A 16523-nucleotide genomic window follows, 5' to 3' on the forward strand; every position below is an offset into this window, starting at 1 on the left:
GTATGCTTTCCACTTCCTCATTTCGGAGACCACTACCATGGCCAGTACCAGGCAAGCACTTATCATCGGCGCCTCTCGAGGGCTGGGGCTGGGCCTTGTGCAACGCCTTGCTGCAGAAGGTTGGGGGGTGACGGCAACGGTAAGAGGCCAGGCACCCGTCGCCTTGGGGAATGCAGCAAGCGTACTCGAGCTTGAACTGAACGATCTTGCTAGCCTCGACGCCTTTGCCGAGAAGCTGACAGGCCAGGTATTCGATGTGATTTTCGTGAATGCTGGCGTGATGGGGCCTACTACCGCGCTGGATGACGTGTCCCCTGAGGATATCGCAGCGTTGTTCACTACCAACGTGCTATCGCCGATCAGGTTGGCTCGGCGGATCGCGGCAAACGTGAGGCCCGAAAGCGGCGTGATGGCGTTCATGAGTTCGACGCTGGGCACCGTTACCTCACCTGACGCCCTGGAGGTCCCGCTGTACAAGGCCAGCAAGGCCGCGCTCAACTCGATGGTCAACTCCTTCGTGAACCAGCTGGCCGCGCCACGGCCTACCGTGCTGTGCATGCACCCGGGCTGGGTGAAGACAGACATGGGCGGCCCCCAGGCGGACATCGATGTGGATACCAGCACCCAGGGCATGGTGAAGCAGCTCGAGGCGTTTTCCGGGCGGGGCGGGCTTCACTTCATCAATTACAAAGGCGAAACCCTTGCCTGGTAGCGTTAAAGCCCGAGCAACGAGAGCATCACGAAGGTACCGAACAACACGAAATGCGTCATACCCTCGATGGCATTGGTTTCCCCGTCGTTCAGGTTGATGGCGCATACCAGCAGGGTGATGAAGGCCATGACGGTTTGCACCGGCGTCATGGCCATCTGGAACGGCTGACCGGTGTACAACGCCATCGCCTCCATCACCGGTACCGTCAGGATTACCGTGGACAGCGAGGCGCCCAAGGCAATGTTCACTACAGACTGCATCCGGTTGGCCAGGGCGGCTCGTAGCGCGGTAAGTATCTCCGGCGCAGCGGAAATGGCCGCCACGAGGATTGCCGACAATACCGGCGGCGCGCCACTGCCTTCCAGGCCAACGTCCATGGCTTTGGACATCACCTCGGCCAAGGCACCGATGACCACAACGCCAAACACCAGCACACCGATAGAGAACCCGGTACGGACGGGCGCTTCTTCGGCTTCAGTGGAAGGTTTGCGACGCTTTTTTTCCGGGTAGTTGTAGCTGAAGAAATAACTATGCGGCCCTACCTGCATGCGCAGGAAAAGGCTGTACAGCACCAACATCGCGCCGATCGTGAACCCGGAATACAACGCCCAGCGCCCCTCCGGGATGAATTCCGGCACAACCATGGACACGCCCATCGCCGTGAGGATCATCACGCTGTAAGTGCGAGCCGAATCATCGTTGTAGCTCTGCTCCCCGTGCTTGAGGCCACCCATCAGCGCGGCCAGCCCTAGAATGCCATTGATATCGAGCATTACTGCGGAGTAGATGGTGTCGCGTACAAGCGTTGGCGAGGGTGTGTTACTCATCATGATGGCAAGGATCACAACCTCCACCAGTACAGCTGCCAAGGTAAGGATCATGGTGCCGTAGGGGTCCCCGACCTTCTCGGCGAGCATTTCGGCATGGTGTGCCACCCGAAGCGAAGCGCAGATGATCGCAACCACCAGCAAGCCGGCGCTGAGCAAGGCTACGCCCTGGCCCCTATGCACCATCAATGGTTCAAGCGGATAGGCCACGATCGCCGCCGCCAGTGCAAGCAACAGAAACTTTTCCTCGATGATGTGCTTGAGCATGGCAGTCCTTTCATTAACGGCGTGGAAGTAGTACTGACTGCTACACCGCCGCGATGGTTTCGCCGCGACATCCGCGACCGTGCGTGCCACGCATTACGCGCGTAAAATGCCCGGTCATGACTTCAAGAGATTTCCCTATGTACGACTGGCTCAACACCCTTCCCAAGGCTGAACTGCATATGCACCTGGAAGGCTCCCTGGAGCCTGAGCTGCTGTTCGCCCTGGCCGAACGTAACCGCATCGCCTTGCCCTGGGCTGATGTCGACGCCCTGCGCTCGGCCTATGCCTTCAACAACTTGCAGGAGTTTCTGGACCTTTATTATCGGGGCGCCGATGTGTTGCGCACCGAACAGGACTTCTACGACCTCACCTGGGCGTACCTGGAGCGCTGCAAGGCCCAGAACGTCGTGCATACCGAGCCTTTTTTCGACCCTCAAACCCATACAGACCGAGGCGTTCCGTTCGAAGTGGTGCTGAACGGCATCAACGCGGCCCTTCGCGATGGCAAGACCAGGCTCGGCGTAAGTAGCGGGCTGATCCTGAGCTTCCTTCGCCACCTCAGCGAAGAGGAAGCCGAGCGTACCCTCGACCAGGCGCTGCCGTTCCGGGACACTTTCGTAGCGGTAGGGCTGGACAGCTCTGAAAAAGGTCACCCGCCCAGCAAGTTCAAGCGTGTATTCGATCGCGCCCGCGCCGAAGGCTTTCTTACCGTTGCCCATGCCGGTGAGGAGGGCCCGCCCGAATACATCTGGGAAGCCCTGGACCTCCTGCATATCCAGCGCATCGACCATGGTGTGCGAGCGATCGAAGACGAGCGATTGATGCAGCGGATCATCGACGAGCAGATCCCACTTACCGTGTGCCCGCTGTCCAATATCAAGCTTTGTGTGTTCGATGACATGGCGGACCACAACATTCTGGACATGCTGGAGCGGGGCGTGAAAGTGACGGTCAACTCTGACGACCCGGCATACTTCGGCGGCTACGTAACGGAAAACTTCCATGCCCTGCACACGCACCTGGGCATGACCGAGGATCAGGCACGGCGCCTGGCGCAAAACAGCCTGGACGCGCGCCTGGTGAAATAACGTTACACGGTGATCAGCCTGCGGTTGGCAGTCGGCTGCCCCAGCCGGGCCAACTCGCCCTGCCCCACCCGCGTTACCCGCAGGCCCCTGCCGTCATCAGCCTTGCGCACCCAGCCTTTCTGCAAAAAAAGCTGCAGCAGGCTGGCGCCCAAGGCACCACTCAAATGCGGCGCGCCATCACACCAGTCGCAGCATGTGGTTACCTGCAGGCAGCCCCGCTGGGCGAACGCCTGAACGTAGATGCCGCTGCTGGCGAGGCCGACTACGCCCATTGGCGTAAGGCTGGAGCCAGAAGCGGTGTCGATCCATCCCGCCTCAATTAACCGTTGATACAACGCGCTGGCAACTTCCCCGCCGAGATGGTCCTTGCATATCCTTGCCTTGCGCAGCGCTTCGCAAGTACCAGGTAACTGTTCGGCAGCGAGCGTGTTCTCGGTTGGCAGTTCCGCCCCCCGAGTGACAGCCGGTACCGACGCCAATGCCTCTACGGCCATGCCCACTTCCGGCGCAGCAAGCCGAAAGAAGCGTTTGCGCCCTCGGGCTTCGCGCTTGAGCAGGCCCGCCGCGGAAAGCTTGGACAAGTGCGCGCTCGCCGAAGATGGGGTAAGGCCCGCCAGGTTCGCCAACTCATCGGCCCCTCGCGTAGCGCCGTCGATCAGGGCCCATAGCATGGCGCTTCGCTTCGGGTCGGCCAGTAACGTGGCAATTCGGCTGATGCGAGGTACGTATTCCATGTTCATTCACTCCCTGTATGAGGGCCGGCCGCCACTGGGACGCGCCAGCGAATCCAGCGCATTATAAGCACGGCATTCAGGGGGAAAATTGGCCAAGGGAAGCGCCCGCAACGTATGAGCGCAGCGCTTCACGTACACACCGCGCGGTTGCGCGCGCTTCCTGCAAGCGCACTTTTAGGATCCAGCCAGCGAATCAGGGCACCTTGATCCCTTATCCCCTTACCGGGATAGGAAACGGATGACGCTGCCCGGTAAAAAAGCCTACGCCGCCAGTCGGTGAACTGCCGTCGACTAAAGCTTGCGTCTTGCGGGCGTCAGGCTCGGGCGCGAGTCGCCACGATTCTCTGAGTCATCAGCGACGCCACCACGGTAAGGGCGCCACAGGTGGCGATCACCAAGGCCATGGGCACAGCAGAGCCGTCCGCCAAGGCGCCTACCAGCGTGGACGATACCGCGGCGATCACGAACTGCAGGAAGCCCAGCATGGCCGAAGCACTCCCCGCGCGAGGGCCCTGCCCGGCCATGGCGCACGCCGAAGCATTGGGCAGGATGGCCCCCAGGCTTGCGATGCAGGCGAACAACGGCACCAGCAAAGGCCATAGATGTACGGGCCGCAGCGCAGCCACAGCCAGCAACACAACGCCTGCGGCAAGGTAGGCCCACACCATCCGCTTGAGCAAAGCGTGTGGGCCGAGCCGGCTGAGCAACCGTGCGTTGATCTGCGCAACCAGAATGAAGCCCGCCGCGTTGGCGCCGAACACCCAGCCGAAATGCTCGGTAGGCACGCCGTAGAGTTTGATCACCACAAACGGGGACCCGGCGATATAGGCAAACATGCCCGCCATGGCGATACCGCCGGTGAGCGCATGGCCTACGAAGCCCAGGTCGCCGAGCAATCGAGCGTACTGAGTCAGCGCGCCGCTGAGTGGCAGGCGCGGGCGGTCGGCCGGCATGCTTTCCGGCAACCCCAGGTACACCGCAACCGCGCAGCAACCGCTGAACAGGGTAAGGGCCAGGAAGATGGATTCCCAGCCGGTGGTATTGACCAGAAAGCCACCCAGCACTGGCGCAAGAATAGGCGCAAGGCCCATCACCAGCATCAATTGCGAGAACACCTTGGCGGCGCCAATGGTGTCGCAGGAGTCCGTCACGATGGCGCGGGAAAGCACCATGCCCGCGCAGCCTCCCAACGCCTGCGCGAAGCGCAACAACACCAGTGCTTCGAGCGAAGGCGCGAAGGCGCAGCCCAGCGATGCGACGGTAAACACACCTACGCCGACGAGCAGTGGAACCCGCCGACCGAACCTGTCGGCGACGGGGCCGTAGATCAACTGGCCGAAAGACAGCCCCAGAAAGTAAGAGGCGAGTGTGCTCTGAATGCGGGTTTCGTCCGTCCCGAAGGCGGCCGCCATGGCCGGAAAGCCGGGCAGATAAAAATCGATGGCCAACGGGCCGAAGGCGCTGAGCGCGCCGAGGATCAGAATGATTCGAAGGTTCATGGGGCAATCGGTTGTATAGGTAGCTCGCTAGTGTAGCGCGAGCTCACCGGAACAATCCGAAAAACTCCCCCATACCCTACCGCACTTCCCCAGCGGGCTGAGCGTCATAGCCGCTGTCCTGGATCGCACGCAGCAGGCGTTCCACCGGTAGTTCACTGTCGATGGCTACCTGGCCGGCGGTGAGGTCCACGCTTACCCGGGCATCGGCGTCCAGCTCCCGAATCGCCTCGCCCACCGCCTTCACACAGTGCTGGCAGGTCATGCCTTGAACGTTGAAATACTGCATATAACCTCCTTGGGTGAAGATAAAAGCCTTGCGCCTTACCCCGTGGCAAGGTCAAGTTTTTCGTTAATCGGCCGGGCTGGTAATCCATGGCGGGCTCCGCCAAGCTTAGAAGGTCGTTCTCGCCCAGGAGCCATTACCATGCGCAGGCCGTTCCTTTTCCTTCTTGTGTTGCTCGGTTTGGTGCCGCTGGCGCCGGCGTTCGCCGACGGGCCGCAGGGCTATGGGGTATTGATCATTTCACGAGAGCGTCTGGAAGTAGGCACGCCCTGTGAAATCGGCCTGTACATGCAAGACCAACTGGTCGGCCGGCTGTTCCCGGAGCAAACGGTATCCTACAACTTGCCGCCCGGGCCGCTGGTGGTCCGCTTGCAGATCCTGCCGGGCAATGCGCCGGGCTGTAACCCGGGGATCGTGGGCGATCAGCGCTCGACCACCCTCACCCTGCAAGCGGGTGACATTCGTAAGTACCGTATCGCAACTGGTCCGCAGGGGCTTTTCCTGAAGGCCGCCCCGCTCGACTACGCTCCTTGACCTTGCCAGCGGGGTAAGGTTGAGGCTTCATGCTTTCGCAGGAGGCATGAACCATGGCGCACCCCGCAACCTTTGAGCTTTCGATCCACGGCATGACCTGTTCCAGCTGCGCCGGGCGCGTGGAACGAGCATTGCTAAAAACGACAGGCGTGCACAGCGCCAGCGTGAACCTGGCCAGCGAGCGAGCACAGGTTTACGTGGACGCCAGCGTGGGTCCAGCCAGGCTTATTGAAGCCGTTACTCGCGCGGGCTATCAGGCGCAGATCGCAGCGGATTCAGCTGCCGAACAACATGCCCGGCAGCGCCATGAGTTTCAGCAACGCATCGAGCTCGCGCTGGCATTTACCCTCGCCATTCCTCTGGTACTGCCAATGCTGCTGATGCCGCTGGGCGTAACGCTCATGTTGCCACCTTGGGTGCAGTTCGCGCTTGCCACCCCTGTGCAGTTTCTGGCGGGCGCGCGCTTCTATACCGCAGCATGGCGAGCACTGCGTGCCCGGGCCGCCAACATGGACCTGCTGGTGGCGTTGGGCACCAGCGCTGCCTACGCCCTCAGCCTGTTTCTGTGGGCTCAGGCCACGCCGGGGCAGGCGCCACACCTTTACTTTGAAAGCGCTGCCGTGGTGATTGCGCTTGTGCTGCTGGGCAAACACCTGGAAGCCCGTGCCAAGCGCCGGGCGGCAGGGGCCATTCGCGCACTGGAGGCCTTGCGGCCTGCCACGGCCACGCGGCTGGAGGGTGGCGTTGCCCTCAACGTGCCGCTGGCCCGCTTGCGCAAGGGCGATTACCTCCAAGTGCAACCCGGTGAGCGCTTTGCCGCCGACGGCCGTGTGATCGAAGGCCATAGCTCGGCAGACGAGTCTCTGCTGTCGGGCGAAGCGCTGCCGGTGAGCAAAGCCGTCGGCGACAAGGTCAGTGGCGGCACGCTCAATGGCGAAGGCGTGCTGGTCGTGGAGGTGGAGGCTACCGGGCAGGAAACGCTGCTGGAAGGGATCATCCGCCTGGTAGAAACCTCCCAGGCGGCAAAAGCACCCGTGCAGCGTCTCGTTGACCGGGTCAGCCGCGTATTCGTGCCCGCGATCCTGCTGCTGGCACTGGCAACATTCATCGTCTGGTACCTGATCGGGGGTTCGATAGAGCATGCGCTGGTGACGGCGGTGAGCGTGCTGGTAATAGCCTGCCCGTGCGCGCTTGGGCTGGCGACGCCGGCGGCGATCCTTGCGGGTACCGGCGTGGCAGCCAGGCATGGGCTGCTGATTCGGGATGTGAGCGTGATCGAAACCGCTGGCCGGATCCGCCACGTAGTGTTCGATAAAACCGGCACCCTCACCGAGGGCAAGGCCGAGCTGACAGCCCTGCTGCCGGTGGCCCCCTGCGACCCGTCGGTACTGGCCCTGGCCGGCGCCCTCGCTGCAGGTGGCACGCACCCTCTGGCGCAAGCCGTGCAACGTGCCTGCGTGGCCAGCGGTACCCAGGTCGCGAGAGCACAAACGGTCACGGCGTTGCCGGGGCGCGGCGTGTCGGGCCAGGTCAACGGCCGCCAGCTTGTATTCGGCAGCGCTCGCTTGCTTGAGCCCCACGTCGCGTGCCCACCAGCACTGCAAACCGCTGCTGGCGAGTGGGAAGCACAGGGCATGAGCGTCTCCTGGCTGCTGGAGCAGAGCCCGCAGCCGCGGGTACTTGGTGCCATGGCGTTCGCCGACACCCCGCGCCCCGAAGCGAGGGCAACGGTCGAAGCGCTTACGCAGCTAGGCATCACGTGCCATATGCTGACCGGCGACAACCCTGGAAGCGCGGCGCGGGTGGCAAGCCTGGTAGGCATCACTGACGTCCAGGCCAGCCTGCTACCTGCCCAGAAAGCCCAGCGGGTAACTGAGCTCGCGGCCACTGGGCCCGTGGCGATGGTAGGCGACGGTATCAATGACGCACCCGCGTTGGCCGCCGCGCAAATCGGTATCGCCATGGGGGGCGCTACCGACGTGGCGGCTCAAGCGGGTGCAGTGGTGCTGGCGCGGGCCGATCTCGGGCTGGTACCGGCCGCGCTGAGCATCGCAGCCAAGGTTCAGCGAAAGATCCATCAGAACCTCTTCTGGGCCTTCGCTTATAACCTGGTAGGCATTCCTCTTGCCGCCCTGGGCCTGCTCAGCCCGGTGTTCGCAGGCGCCGCCATGGCGCTTTCCAGCGTGAGCGTGGTGAGCAACGCGCTGCTATTGAACACATGGGTGCCGCCCACCCTGAAGGAACGCTGAAATGTCACCTCTGAATATTGGCCAGGCCGCAAAGCGCAGCGGGCTCAGCGCAAAGATGATCCGCCATTACGAACAGATCGGCCTGCTCCCTGCCGCCATGCGAAGCGACAGCGGCTACCGCTTGTATGGCCCTGAAGCGCTGGAAACGCTGGCGTTCATCAAGCGCGCGCGCGATTTGGGCTTCAGCCTGGATGCCGTAGGCGCGCTGCTGGCGCTCAAACGCGACCCCGCGCGTGCCAGTGCCGACGTGCAAACCGTCGCGCGGCGGCATATCACCGAACTCGATGAGCGCATCAGTAGCTTGATCGCCCTGCGCGACAGCCTGCAGGCCCTGGCGGAACAGTGTCAGGGCAATGCGGCCTCGCAATGCGCGATACTCGACCGCCTCACCACGCCTGCGGGCTAGCGAAGCCAGGGCGGCGTCGGTTCTTCCGTGGCGTCGGCAGGGGCATCCTGCTCGGCGCGCGCAGCCTGGCGCCTGGCTTCATCGCGCTTCACCGCCTCGATCTCACGCATTACCGCGCGTACATCCGCGCTTACTTCTTCTTCTCGATACACACCGGTGAGCGGGGTTTCCGGCAGTAGCGTGCCCGCCTTGTACAGGGCCCACATTTCCTTGGCATAACGGGTTGCTTTCAATTCAGGGGCGAAGCGACCGAAGTACTGCGCCATGTTGTTCACGTCGCGCTCAAGCATGCTGAAGGCATGGTTGTTGGCCGCCGCGTCCACCGCCTGGGGCAGGTCGATGATTACCGGCCCGTCTGGCCCGAGCAGCACGTTAAACTCCGACAGGTCGCCATGAACCAGGCCGGTGCACAGCATGAGCACGATCTGGCGAATGATGAACGCGTGATATTCCCGGGCCTGGTCAGCATCCAGTTCCACGTCGTTGAGCCGAGGCGCGGCTTCGCCGTACTCGTCGGCTACCATTTCCATCAACAACACACCGTCCAGAAAGTCGTAAGGCTTGGGCACCCGCACACCGGCGCCTGCCAGGCGGAAGAGCGCGGCCACTTCAGCGTTTTGCCAGGCGTCTTCGGTTTCCTTGCGCCCGTAGCGGCTGCCCTTGGCCATGGCGCGTGCTTGCCGGCTGTTGCGGGTCTTGCGGCCCTCCTGGTATTCGGCGGCCTGGCGGAAGCTGCGCTTGTTCGCTTCCTTGTAGACCTTGGCGCAGCGCAGGGCGTTGCCACAGCGCACCACGTACACCGCTGCCTCCTTGCCGCTCATCAGTGGGCGCACCACCTCATCGACAAGGCCATCTTCGATCAAGGGTTCAAGGCGTTTTGGCGTCTTCATCGGTTGCTCAAGGGTCCTTTTTTAACCGAACAGCAAAAGGGTGGAAGGCAAATCGTGCCTCGCAGCGCAGGATGCTCTCCCAGCAGCGTCACGAATGCAAACGCCTCGCCAGTTTTGCGACTTATTGCAACAAGACCGACACGGCTCAGGCTAATTCCCCCGGAACACCTCACCTGGCGTTGAACCGAACAAAGCCTTGAACGATGCAATGAATGCCGAAGTGGATTCGTAGCCGCAGGCAAGCGCTGCCTGGGTAACGCTGCTACCTGCTTCGAGCGTACCCAGGGAGGCGAGCAGACGTACCCGCTGGCGCCAGGTGCGAAAGGTGAGGCCGGTTTCTCGCTGAAACAGCCGCGCGAGGGTTTTCTCGGACACATTCAACGCCAGCGCCCAGGCTGTGAGCGAGCAGGCGGCATCCGGCTGGGCAATCAGCGCTTCGCACAGGCGCAGCAGGCCGGCATGGCGGGGCAGCGGTACCGAGAACGCCACTTCGTTCAAGCCGTGCAGTTGGTCGACCAATACCGCGCTGAGGCGGGCTTCGGCGCTGTTTCCCAGCGGGTAGTCGTGCTTGTAGCAGGAAAACGACTTGATCAGCTCTCGCGTCAACGGCGTGACTTCGAGTACACGGCAGCGCGGCGACGGTACGCCCGCCACGCTGTCATCGACGTAGAGGCTGCGCATCTGGGCCTCGCCGGCGTTGTTTACCCAGTGCTCTACCCCCGCAGGGATCCACACGCCCCATTGGGGCGGTGCGAAATAGCTACCTTGCTCGGTGTGCACCGCCAGCACGCCGCTGATCGCGTAAGAGAACTGAACCCACGGATGGCTGTGGCGCGGCGTCCAGGCGCCCGCTCCCAACTGTTCCGCCCGGGCGAAGAGGGGCCGGGGGAGCTGGGCGAGGTCTGGAATAGGGCGTGGTGCAAAGTGTCCGTTCGGCGTCATCGGCTGGCTTATTGTCGCAAGACGGTTAATGGCCTTCACGTTACCTTCCTACGTCAGCAACGTCACTTACCGATGGTCATTTATGCCTGTGCTCAAACATCTGAAGAAACTCGTTACCGACTGGTTCCTCTGCGGCATGGTGCTCGCTACCGTGCTGGCGTGGGTTTTTCCACGGTACGGCGGAAGTGGCGGGGTACTGCACCTGGACAAGGTCATCAACGTGGGTGTGTTCCTGGTGTTCTTCCTTCACGGGGCGAACCTGTCTGGCGAGCAGATCGGCCGCGGCCTGCGCAACTGGCGGCTTCACGTAATGGTTCAAGGGTTCACCTTTGTGGTGTTTCCGCTGCTGTGGCTGGGCGCGAAGCAGCTTGGCGGCGGTTCGCTGCCGCCCATGCTGATGCTTGGCTTCCTGTACCTCTGCGCGCTGCCTTCCACCATTTCGTCGTCGGTCGCGCTCACCGGCAGCGCCAGGGGCAACGTGCCTGGCGCTATCCTCAATGCCAGCCTGTCGAGCGTGCTGGGCATTTTCATCACACCCTGGCTGGTAAGCCTCGCCATCGGGACTGGCCAAGGCGGGATCGACCTAGGCCCTACCCTACTCAACCTCAGCCTGATGCTGCTGGCCCCGCTGGTGCTCGGGCAGATCGCTCGCCGCTGGGTGGGCGCCTTCCTGGCGCGCCACAAGCGCTATACCAATATTCTGGATAAATGCGTGATTCTGTTGTTGGTGTACTCGGCCTTCTGCAATTCGATGTTGTCCGGGCTGTGGGATCAGCAAAGCGGTACCGTGATCCTCGCCGCGTTCCTTGGCAGCGCCGTGCTGCTGGCGGTGGTATTGCTGCTAACAACCCGGGTTACTCGGTGGGCAGGGTTTGATCATGGCGATCAGGTAGCAGGCGTGTTCTGTGCCAGCAAGAAGTCGTTGGCCGCCGGAGCGCCCATGGCCGCGCTGATCTTCGGGCAACACCCGGCCTTGGGCCTCATCCTCTTGCCGATCATGATCTACCACCCCATGCAGCTGGTGGTGTGCTCGATCATGGCTGAAACCTACAACCAGCGGGCCGCAAGGCTGAGCGCGCCAACGCTGGCGGCCGCTCGCTAAAACACGCGACCAACGGGGCGCGGGTTCGCTTGACGAATCGAACGCCCGGGGCTTCGCTTCGGTCCCATGCTGTACCTCAGCGTGGAGAACCACCATGGCCGATCCCTATGTCCGCTTCGCCAATACCGAAATAGGGCGGCGCCTCGTTGGCGCGGTGGGCTTGCCCAGCCCGGCCCGCCTTGAGCGGTGGCATAGCCAGCGGGTACGGGAGGTCGAAGGCGCGTTACTGGTAGGGGGTGGCCCGCTGGCGGCCGAAGTCGCCAGCCTGGCGGCAGGTTTCGCCGAATCGGTGCACGCTTCGCCTTCACTGGATCCCTCCGCTGCGGGCTGGTCCCCCGATAGCGGCCCTCGGCTGAAGGCTGTGGTCTTCGACGCCTCTGCGCTGCGCCAGCCCTCCGACCTGCAGCAATTGATGGTGTTCTTCCAGCCGCTGCTGCGCTCGCTGGAACCCTGTGCCCGTGTGGTGATTCTCGGGCACCCCGCAGAAACACTTGAAGCGCCTTTGGCCAGGGCCACGCAGCGCGCCCTGGAAGGTTTCAGCCGCTCGCTGGCCAAGGAGCTTCGCAAGGGCGGTACCGCACAGCTGCTTTATGTGGACGAGGGCGCCAAGGATCAGCTTGAAGGCGCCTTGCGCTTTCTGCTCTCGCCAAAGAGCGCATACGTAAGCGGCCAGGTCCTCACCCTGCGCCCCGCTCCCGTGGCTACCCGACAATGGCCGCGGCCGCTCGAAGGGCAGCGCGCGCTGGTGACCGGGGCCTCACGGGGCATCGGCGCTGCCATTGCCGAAACCTTGGCACGCGACGGCGCCAGCGTGATGCTTCTGGATGTTCCACAAGCCCGAGCAGAGCTCTCGGCTCTCGCGGCGCGGCTGGGCGGTACCTCGCTGTGCCTGGACATCACCACCGCCGACGCTGCCACCGAGTTGTTGGCCACCCTCCCCAACGGGGTGGATATCGTTGTACACAACGCCGGCGTAACCCGGGACAAGACGCTGGCCAACATGACCCCGGAATACTGGGACCCGGTCATGGCGGTCAACCTTGAGGCACCGCTGCGCCTGACCCAGGCGTTGCTGGAGCACAACGCTCTCGGTGCTGCGCCCCGGATCGTGCTGCTGAGCTCGGTCACAGGGATCGGTGGTAACCGCGGCCAAGCCAACTATGCAGCCAGCAAGGCCGGGCTGATCGGTTTCGCCGAGGCGATGGCACAGCCGCTGGCGGCGCGGGGCGGGAGTATTGCAACCGTGGCGCCGGGTTTCATCGAAACGCAAATGACCGAGCGTATGCCCTTCGCGCTGCGCGAAGCCGGCCGGCGGATGAGCGCGCTTGGCCAGGGCGGGCAACCGCAAGACGTAGCCGAAGCCGTCGCCTGGCTGGCGCAGCCTGGCGCCGCCGCATTGAACGGCCAGGTGTTGCGCGTATGCGGCCAAAGCTTCCTAGGAGCCTGACCATGACCCTTTCCTGGCAATTACTCGATAGCCCGCCGCCCACCGCCACGCTTTACAGCCGCGCAGCGCTACGCCGCAACAAGGTGACTGGCCAACAGTTGCCCACCCAGGGGTTGCGGGCCTGGCTCGAACCCAACCCACGCAAACTGGCCGCCTACCGAACCCTGTGCGGCTACGCTGACAGCGCCCTGCTACCGCCCACGTACCCTCACGTATTGGCGTTCAGCCTGCAGTTGGCCCTGCTCACAGACCCGGACTTCCCGTTGCCGCTGCTCGGGCTGGTGCAGTTGCGTAACGACATCCGGATCCTGCGCCCCCTGGGAGGGGTTACTCGGGTGTGTGCAAGCGTGCACGTGGAACACCTGCAAGCCCACTCACAGGGCGCGACGTTTACGCTGGTTACCCAGATAGACGACGCCTTGGGCATGCTCTGGGAAGAACGCAGCCTGCTGCTGTGCCGCGACCTGCACCTTGAAGGGGAGCCGGAAGCCGAGCTCGTCCCCGCTGCCCCAGCCCCGATGGAGACCGTGACCCAGTGGCCCGTGGGCAAGGACGTTGGGCTGCGCTATGCACGCGTGGCGGGAGACCTCAACCCGATCCACCTTGCCGGCGTTACCGCCCGCCTGTTCGGCTTCGACCAGGCCATCGCCCCCGGCATGTGGAGTGAAGCGCGCGCCCTGGCCGCCCTCGAAGGGCACCTGCCGGCAGCGCCTCTGGATATCCGGGTTGCGTTTGAAAAGCCGTTGCCACTGCCCGGCGAGGCCTTGTTAAGCGCAACCGCCCCAGGCTCCAGTGGGCAGTTCCAGCTGGCTGGCCGGGACGGCGCCGTCTACCTGCAAGGCGAATGGTCGCCGCCGCCTGCTGCACAAACCTTCTAGCCAACCGTGGCCGGGTGTGGATTACTGAACGCCGGCCGCTACTACCTTGGCAACCATGAGCAACTGGATCAACCTCGCCCAGGACCGGGACACCGGTATCGAAACCCTGCATGCCCACTTTCAGGGGCATGCGCATGCCTACGACCCGCACTGGCACGATACCTACCTGATCGGGTTCACCGAGCAGGGGGTGCAGCGCTTCAACAGCCGCCGCGCACGCCACGACAGCACCCCGGGCCAGGTATTCATGCTGGAGCCCGGCGACATACACGATGGCGATGCACCCAGCCCGGACGGTTTCACCTACCGCATGTTGTACCTGCAACCGGCCTGGCTCGAGCGTGCGCTGGGCGGCCTGTTCGGCGACCTTCCCGGCAGCGGTATGCCCAGTATTGGCGCGGTATTGCATGATGATCCCGCCCTCGCCCGGGCCACGGTATTTGCCTTCAACGCATTGCATCAGAACGAAGTGCGGCTGGTGCGCGACGCCGCTTTGGATGGCCTGCTCGAATGCCTTGCCCGGCAAGTACGATGGCAGCGGCATAGCCAGGGCGATCCACGCGCGCCGGCAGTGGCCAGGCGCGCACGCGACTACCTGATGGCTCACCATGAGCATGACATCCGCCTGGAAACCCTCGCGCTTGTGTGTGGCACCGACCGCTTCCGCCTCACCCGTGCCTTCAAGGCCGCTTATGGCCTGGCGCCGCACGCCTGGCTTATCCAGTTGCGGTTGAGCCGCGCCCGTGGCTTGCTGGCCGCCGGTGTCGCCCCCATCAACGTCGCCACCCGGCTGGGCTTCGCCGATCAAAGCCACCTCGGCCGCTGGTTCCGCCGCGCCTATGGCATCAGCCCGGGGGCTTACCAGCAGCACCTCGCCAGCCGGCCCTTTTAGGCTGCACGCACCTTCAAGACCCACCCCTTACCCACCTTTCACACTATGGGCTTCCATTCCTGTCGCAGGGGTTGCCCATGCTCGCGTTTATCCTCTTTGCATTCGTCGCGTCCATTACGCCAGGCCCTACCAACCTTATCGTGCTCAGTACCGGTGCCCGCCGCGGCTGGCGGGCCTGCGTGCCCATCATCGTGGGTGCTGGCGCGGGCGCGGCGATGGTAGTGTGGGCCGCGGGCACGGGTGCCGGCACTGCCTTGCTGCTCGTCCCGGGCGTGCGCCCTGTAATGACAACGCTGGGGCTGTGCTGGATGTTATGGCTGGCGTGGCAGATCTTTACCGCCCCCGTGGTTTCGTTGAACGCCACAGCTGCCGAGAACACACGCGAAATGGGGTTGTTGGGTGCGCTGCTGTTGCAATGGGTGAATCCCAAGTCGTGGCTGATGGCACTTGCTGTCATCAGCGTGTTCACTGCCAACGGCCAGTCGCTGGAGCAACTGTGCCTGGTCTTTTTCCTCGTGGCGTTGCCCTGCCTTGGCAGCTGGGCAGTGATGGGCGTTGCCGCAGCGCGATGGCTGGGCAGCCCCGCCCGGTTGCGCTGGATGAACCGCGTGCTGGCGGTGTTGCTGGTGGTTTCATCGGCTGCAGCCCTGCTGCGTGCTTGATTCCTGCCGCGCGCACGATGAAGCTATGGGCCTTTAGGAGTGGCCCATGAACTTGCAAGAACTGACCGCGCGCCTGCATCGCATCCGCGACACCAACCAATGGAAACCCTTTCACAGCCCGAAAAACCTTGCCATGGCTGCCAGCGTGGAAATGGCCGAGCTGGTGGAGATTTTCCAATGGCTGACCGAAGAACAGTCGCGCACCCTCGCTCCCGAACAGTTGGCGCATGCCGGCCAGGAAATCGGTGACGTAGTGCTTTATCTGCTGCTGCTGTGCAGTGAGCTGGGCCTGAACATGGATGACGTGGTGCGAGCCAAGCTGGAGCACAGCGAAGCGCGGTTTGCCCGATGAAGGATCGACATTTCGACGCCCTCGCCGCCCGCTTCGCCAACAAGATATATGGCGGGGCCAAAGGCGCCATCCGGCTCGCTGTGCTCCAGGCCGACCTGCTCGAAGCCCTGCCCCAGCGACGGCTGCGCGTACTGGACGTAGGCGCGGGGCTGGGCCACATGGGTAGCTGGCTGGCGGCGCAAGGGCATGACGTCACGCTCGCCGAGCCTGCGGCCCCCATGCTGGAAGGCGCCAGGGAGCGCTTCGCCGAGGAGGGGCTGGAAGGTACGTTTATTCAGGCCTCCTGGCAGGAGCTTTCCTCGCTTACAACGCAACCCTACGACCTGGTGGTTTGCCACGCGGTGCTTGAATGGCTGGCCGACCCCGCCGCAATCTTTCCAGCGCTCGAGCAGTGGGTGGCACCCGGCGGTTGGCTGTCGCTGGCGTTTTATAACCGCGATGCGCTGGTGTACCGCAACTTGTTGAAAGGCCACTTTCGCAAACTGCGGCAGGATACCCTCGCCGGCGAGAAGCAAAGCCTCACCCCCCAGACGCCGCTGGACCCGCGCACGCTGGACGCGCAACTCGCCACGGCCTGGCGAGTCGAAAGCCGTAGCGGGGTGCGAGTGTTTCACGACTACATGCCAGCGGATTTTCAAGCCAAGGCCGGCCTTGAGGACTTGTTGGCCATGGAACTGGAATATCGACGCCATCCGGCCTTTGCAGGCCTGGGGCGCTACCTCCACTGGATTTGCAGGCCCCGCTGAACGGGCGTAATCG

The 16523-nt window shown here is 63.5% G+C and carries 18 protein-coding genes; 12 read left to right on the plus strand and 6 right to left on the minus strand.

The window, feature by feature from the left end:
• Positions 1–37 precede the first annotated feature (37 nt).
• Positions 38–712 (plus strand): SDR family oxidoreductase, encoded by a 675-nt coding sequence (locus AC3Z8Y_RS22085; RefSeq protein ID WP_490087568.1) that lies wholly within the window; start codon positions 38–40, stop codon positions 710–712.
• A gap of 2 nt (positions 713–714) precedes the next feature.
• Here AC3Z8Y_RS22085 and AC3Z8Y_RS22090 read toward each other — a convergent pair whose 3' ends face one another.
• Positions 715–1806 (minus strand): calcium:cation antiporter, encoded by a 1092-nt coding sequence (locus AC3Z8Y_RS22090; RefSeq protein WP_490087569.1) that lies wholly within the window; start codon positions 1804–1806, stop codon positions 715–717.
• 137 nt (positions 1807–1943) lie between these two features.
• On the opposite strand from AC3Z8Y_RS22090, the gene AC3Z8Y_RS22095 reads away from it, so the two are divergent.
• Positions 1944–2894, plus strand: coding sequence for an adenosine deaminase (locus AC3Z8Y_RS22095; RefSeq protein ID WP_490087570.1), 951 nt, complete (start codon positions 1944–1946; stop codon positions 2892–2894).
• Positions 2895–2896: 2 nt separating this feature from the next.
• On the opposite strand, the gene AC3Z8Y_RS22100 is transcribed toward AC3Z8Y_RS22095, so the two are convergent.
• From AC3Z8Y_RS22100 to AC3Z8Y_RS22110, 3 genes are all read right to left on the minus strand, one after another.
• On the minus strand, positions 2897–3628 hold the full coding sequence (locus tag AC3Z8Y_RS22100) for an ArsR/SmtB family transcription factor (protein ID WP_490087571.1): 732 nt from the start codon (positions 3626–3628) through the stop codon (positions 2897–2899).
• Positions 3629–3942: 314 nt separating this feature from the next.
• On the minus strand, positions 3943–5127 hold the full coding sequence (locus AC3Z8Y_RS22105) for a multidrug effflux MFS transporter (protein ID WP_490087572.1): 1185 nt from the start codon (positions 5125–5127) through the stop codon (positions 3943–3945).
• A 76-nt stretch (positions 5128–5203) separates the two neighbouring features.
• Positions 5204–5413: a heavy-metal-associated domain-containing protein gene (locus AC3Z8Y_RS22110; protein WP_181118084.1), complete on the minus strand. Its 210-nt coding sequence runs from the start codon at positions 5411–5413 to the stop codon at positions 5204–5206.
• Between the two features lie 138 nt (positions 5414–5551).
• Here AC3Z8Y_RS22110 and AC3Z8Y_RS22115 point away from each other — a divergent pair, with 138 nt between their 5' ends.
• The 3 genes from AC3Z8Y_RS22115 to cueR are packed head-to-tail and all read left to right on the plus strand — an operon-like array spanning position 5552 to position 8599.
• Positions 5552–5944, plus strand: a complete 393-nt coding sequence (locus AC3Z8Y_RS22115; RefSeq protein ID WP_490087573.1) for a hypothetical protein — start codon at positions 5552–5554, stop codon at positions 5942–5944.
• Positions 5945–5997: 53 nt separating this feature from the next.
• A complete protein-coding gene (locus AC3Z8Y_RS22120) occupies positions 5998–8193 on the plus strand; it encodes a heavy metal translocating P-type ATPase (protein ID WP_490087574.1) in 2196 nt (731 codons plus the stop codon).
• A gap of 10 nt (positions 8194–8203) precedes the next feature.
• On the plus strand, positions 8204–8599 hold the full coding sequence (gene cueR / locus AC3Z8Y_RS22125) for a Cu(I)-responsive transcriptional regulator (protein ID WP_490090066.1): 396 nt from the start codon (positions 8204–8206) through the stop codon (positions 8597–8599).
• On the opposite strand, the gene AC3Z8Y_RS22130 is transcribed toward cueR, so the two are convergent.
• A complete protein-coding gene (locus tag AC3Z8Y_RS22130) occupies positions 8596–9489 on the minus strand; it encodes a PA4780 family RIO1-like protein kinase (protein ID WP_181118076.1) in 894 nt (297 codons plus the stop codon). The genes cueR and AC3Z8Y_RS22130 overlap by 4 nt on opposite strands.
• A gap of 150 nt (positions 9490–9639) precedes the next feature.
• Positions 9640–10431: an AraC family transcriptional regulator gene (locus tag AC3Z8Y_RS22135; RefSeq protein ID WP_490087575.1), complete on the minus strand. Its 792-nt coding sequence runs from the start codon at positions 10429–10431 to the stop codon at positions 9640–9642.
• An 82-nt stretch (positions 10432–10513) separates the two neighbouring features.
• On the opposite strand from AC3Z8Y_RS22135, the gene AC3Z8Y_RS22140 reads away from it, so the two are divergent.
• The 7 genes from AC3Z8Y_RS22140 to AC3Z8Y_RS22170 all read left to right on the plus strand — a co-directional run bounded on the left by AC3Z8Y_RS22140 (position 10514) and on the right by AC3Z8Y_RS22170 (position 16510).
• The gene (locus AC3Z8Y_RS22140; protein WP_490087576.1) at positions 10514–11533 is read left to right on the plus strand and encodes a bile acid:sodium symporter family protein; all 1020 of its coding nucleotides are present in this window, start codon (positions 10514–10516) and stop codon (positions 11531–11533) included.
• Between the two features lie 94 nt (positions 11534–11627).
• Positions 11628–12980, plus strand: a complete 1353-nt coding sequence (locus AC3Z8Y_RS22145) for a 3-oxoacyl-ACP reductase (RefSeq protein ID WP_490087577.1) — start codon at positions 11628–11630, stop codon at positions 12978–12980.
• A gap of 2 nt (positions 12981–12982) precedes the next feature.
• Complete coding sequence (locus AC3Z8Y_RS22150) at positions 12983–13858, plus strand: MaoC/PaaZ C-terminal domain-containing protein (RefSeq protein WP_490087578.1); 876 nt, start codon at positions 12983–12985, stop codon at positions 13856–13858.
• A gap of 55 nt (positions 13859–13913) precedes the next feature.
• Complete coding sequence (locus AC3Z8Y_RS22155; RefSeq protein WP_490087579.1) at positions 13914–14750, plus strand: AraC family transcriptional regulator; 837 nt, start codon at positions 13914–13916, stop codon at positions 14748–14750.
• Positions 14751–14827: 77 nt separating this feature from the next.
• Positions 14828–15412, plus strand: coding sequence for a LysE family translocator (locus AC3Z8Y_RS22160; RefSeq protein ID WP_490087580.1), 585 nt, complete (start codon positions 14828–14830; stop codon positions 15410–15412).
• Positions 15413–15458: 46 nt separating this feature from the next.
• Positions 15459–15764 carry a MazG-like family protein gene (locus AC3Z8Y_RS22165; RefSeq protein WP_490087581.1) on the plus strand — a complete coding sequence of 102 codons (306 nt, stop codon included), beginning with the start codon at positions 15459–15461 and terminating at the stop codon, positions 15762–15764.
• Positions 15761–16510: a methyltransferase domain-containing protein gene (locus AC3Z8Y_RS22170; protein WP_490087582.1), complete on the plus strand. Its 750-nt coding sequence runs from the start codon at positions 15761–15763 to the stop codon at positions 16508–16510. Before AC3Z8Y_RS22165 ends, AC3Z8Y_RS22170 begins: the two co-directional genes overlap by 4 nt.
• Positions 16511–16523: the final 13 nt, after the last annotated feature.

The organism is Pseudomonas sp. 3MAES_34.3B (assembly GCF_058145875.1).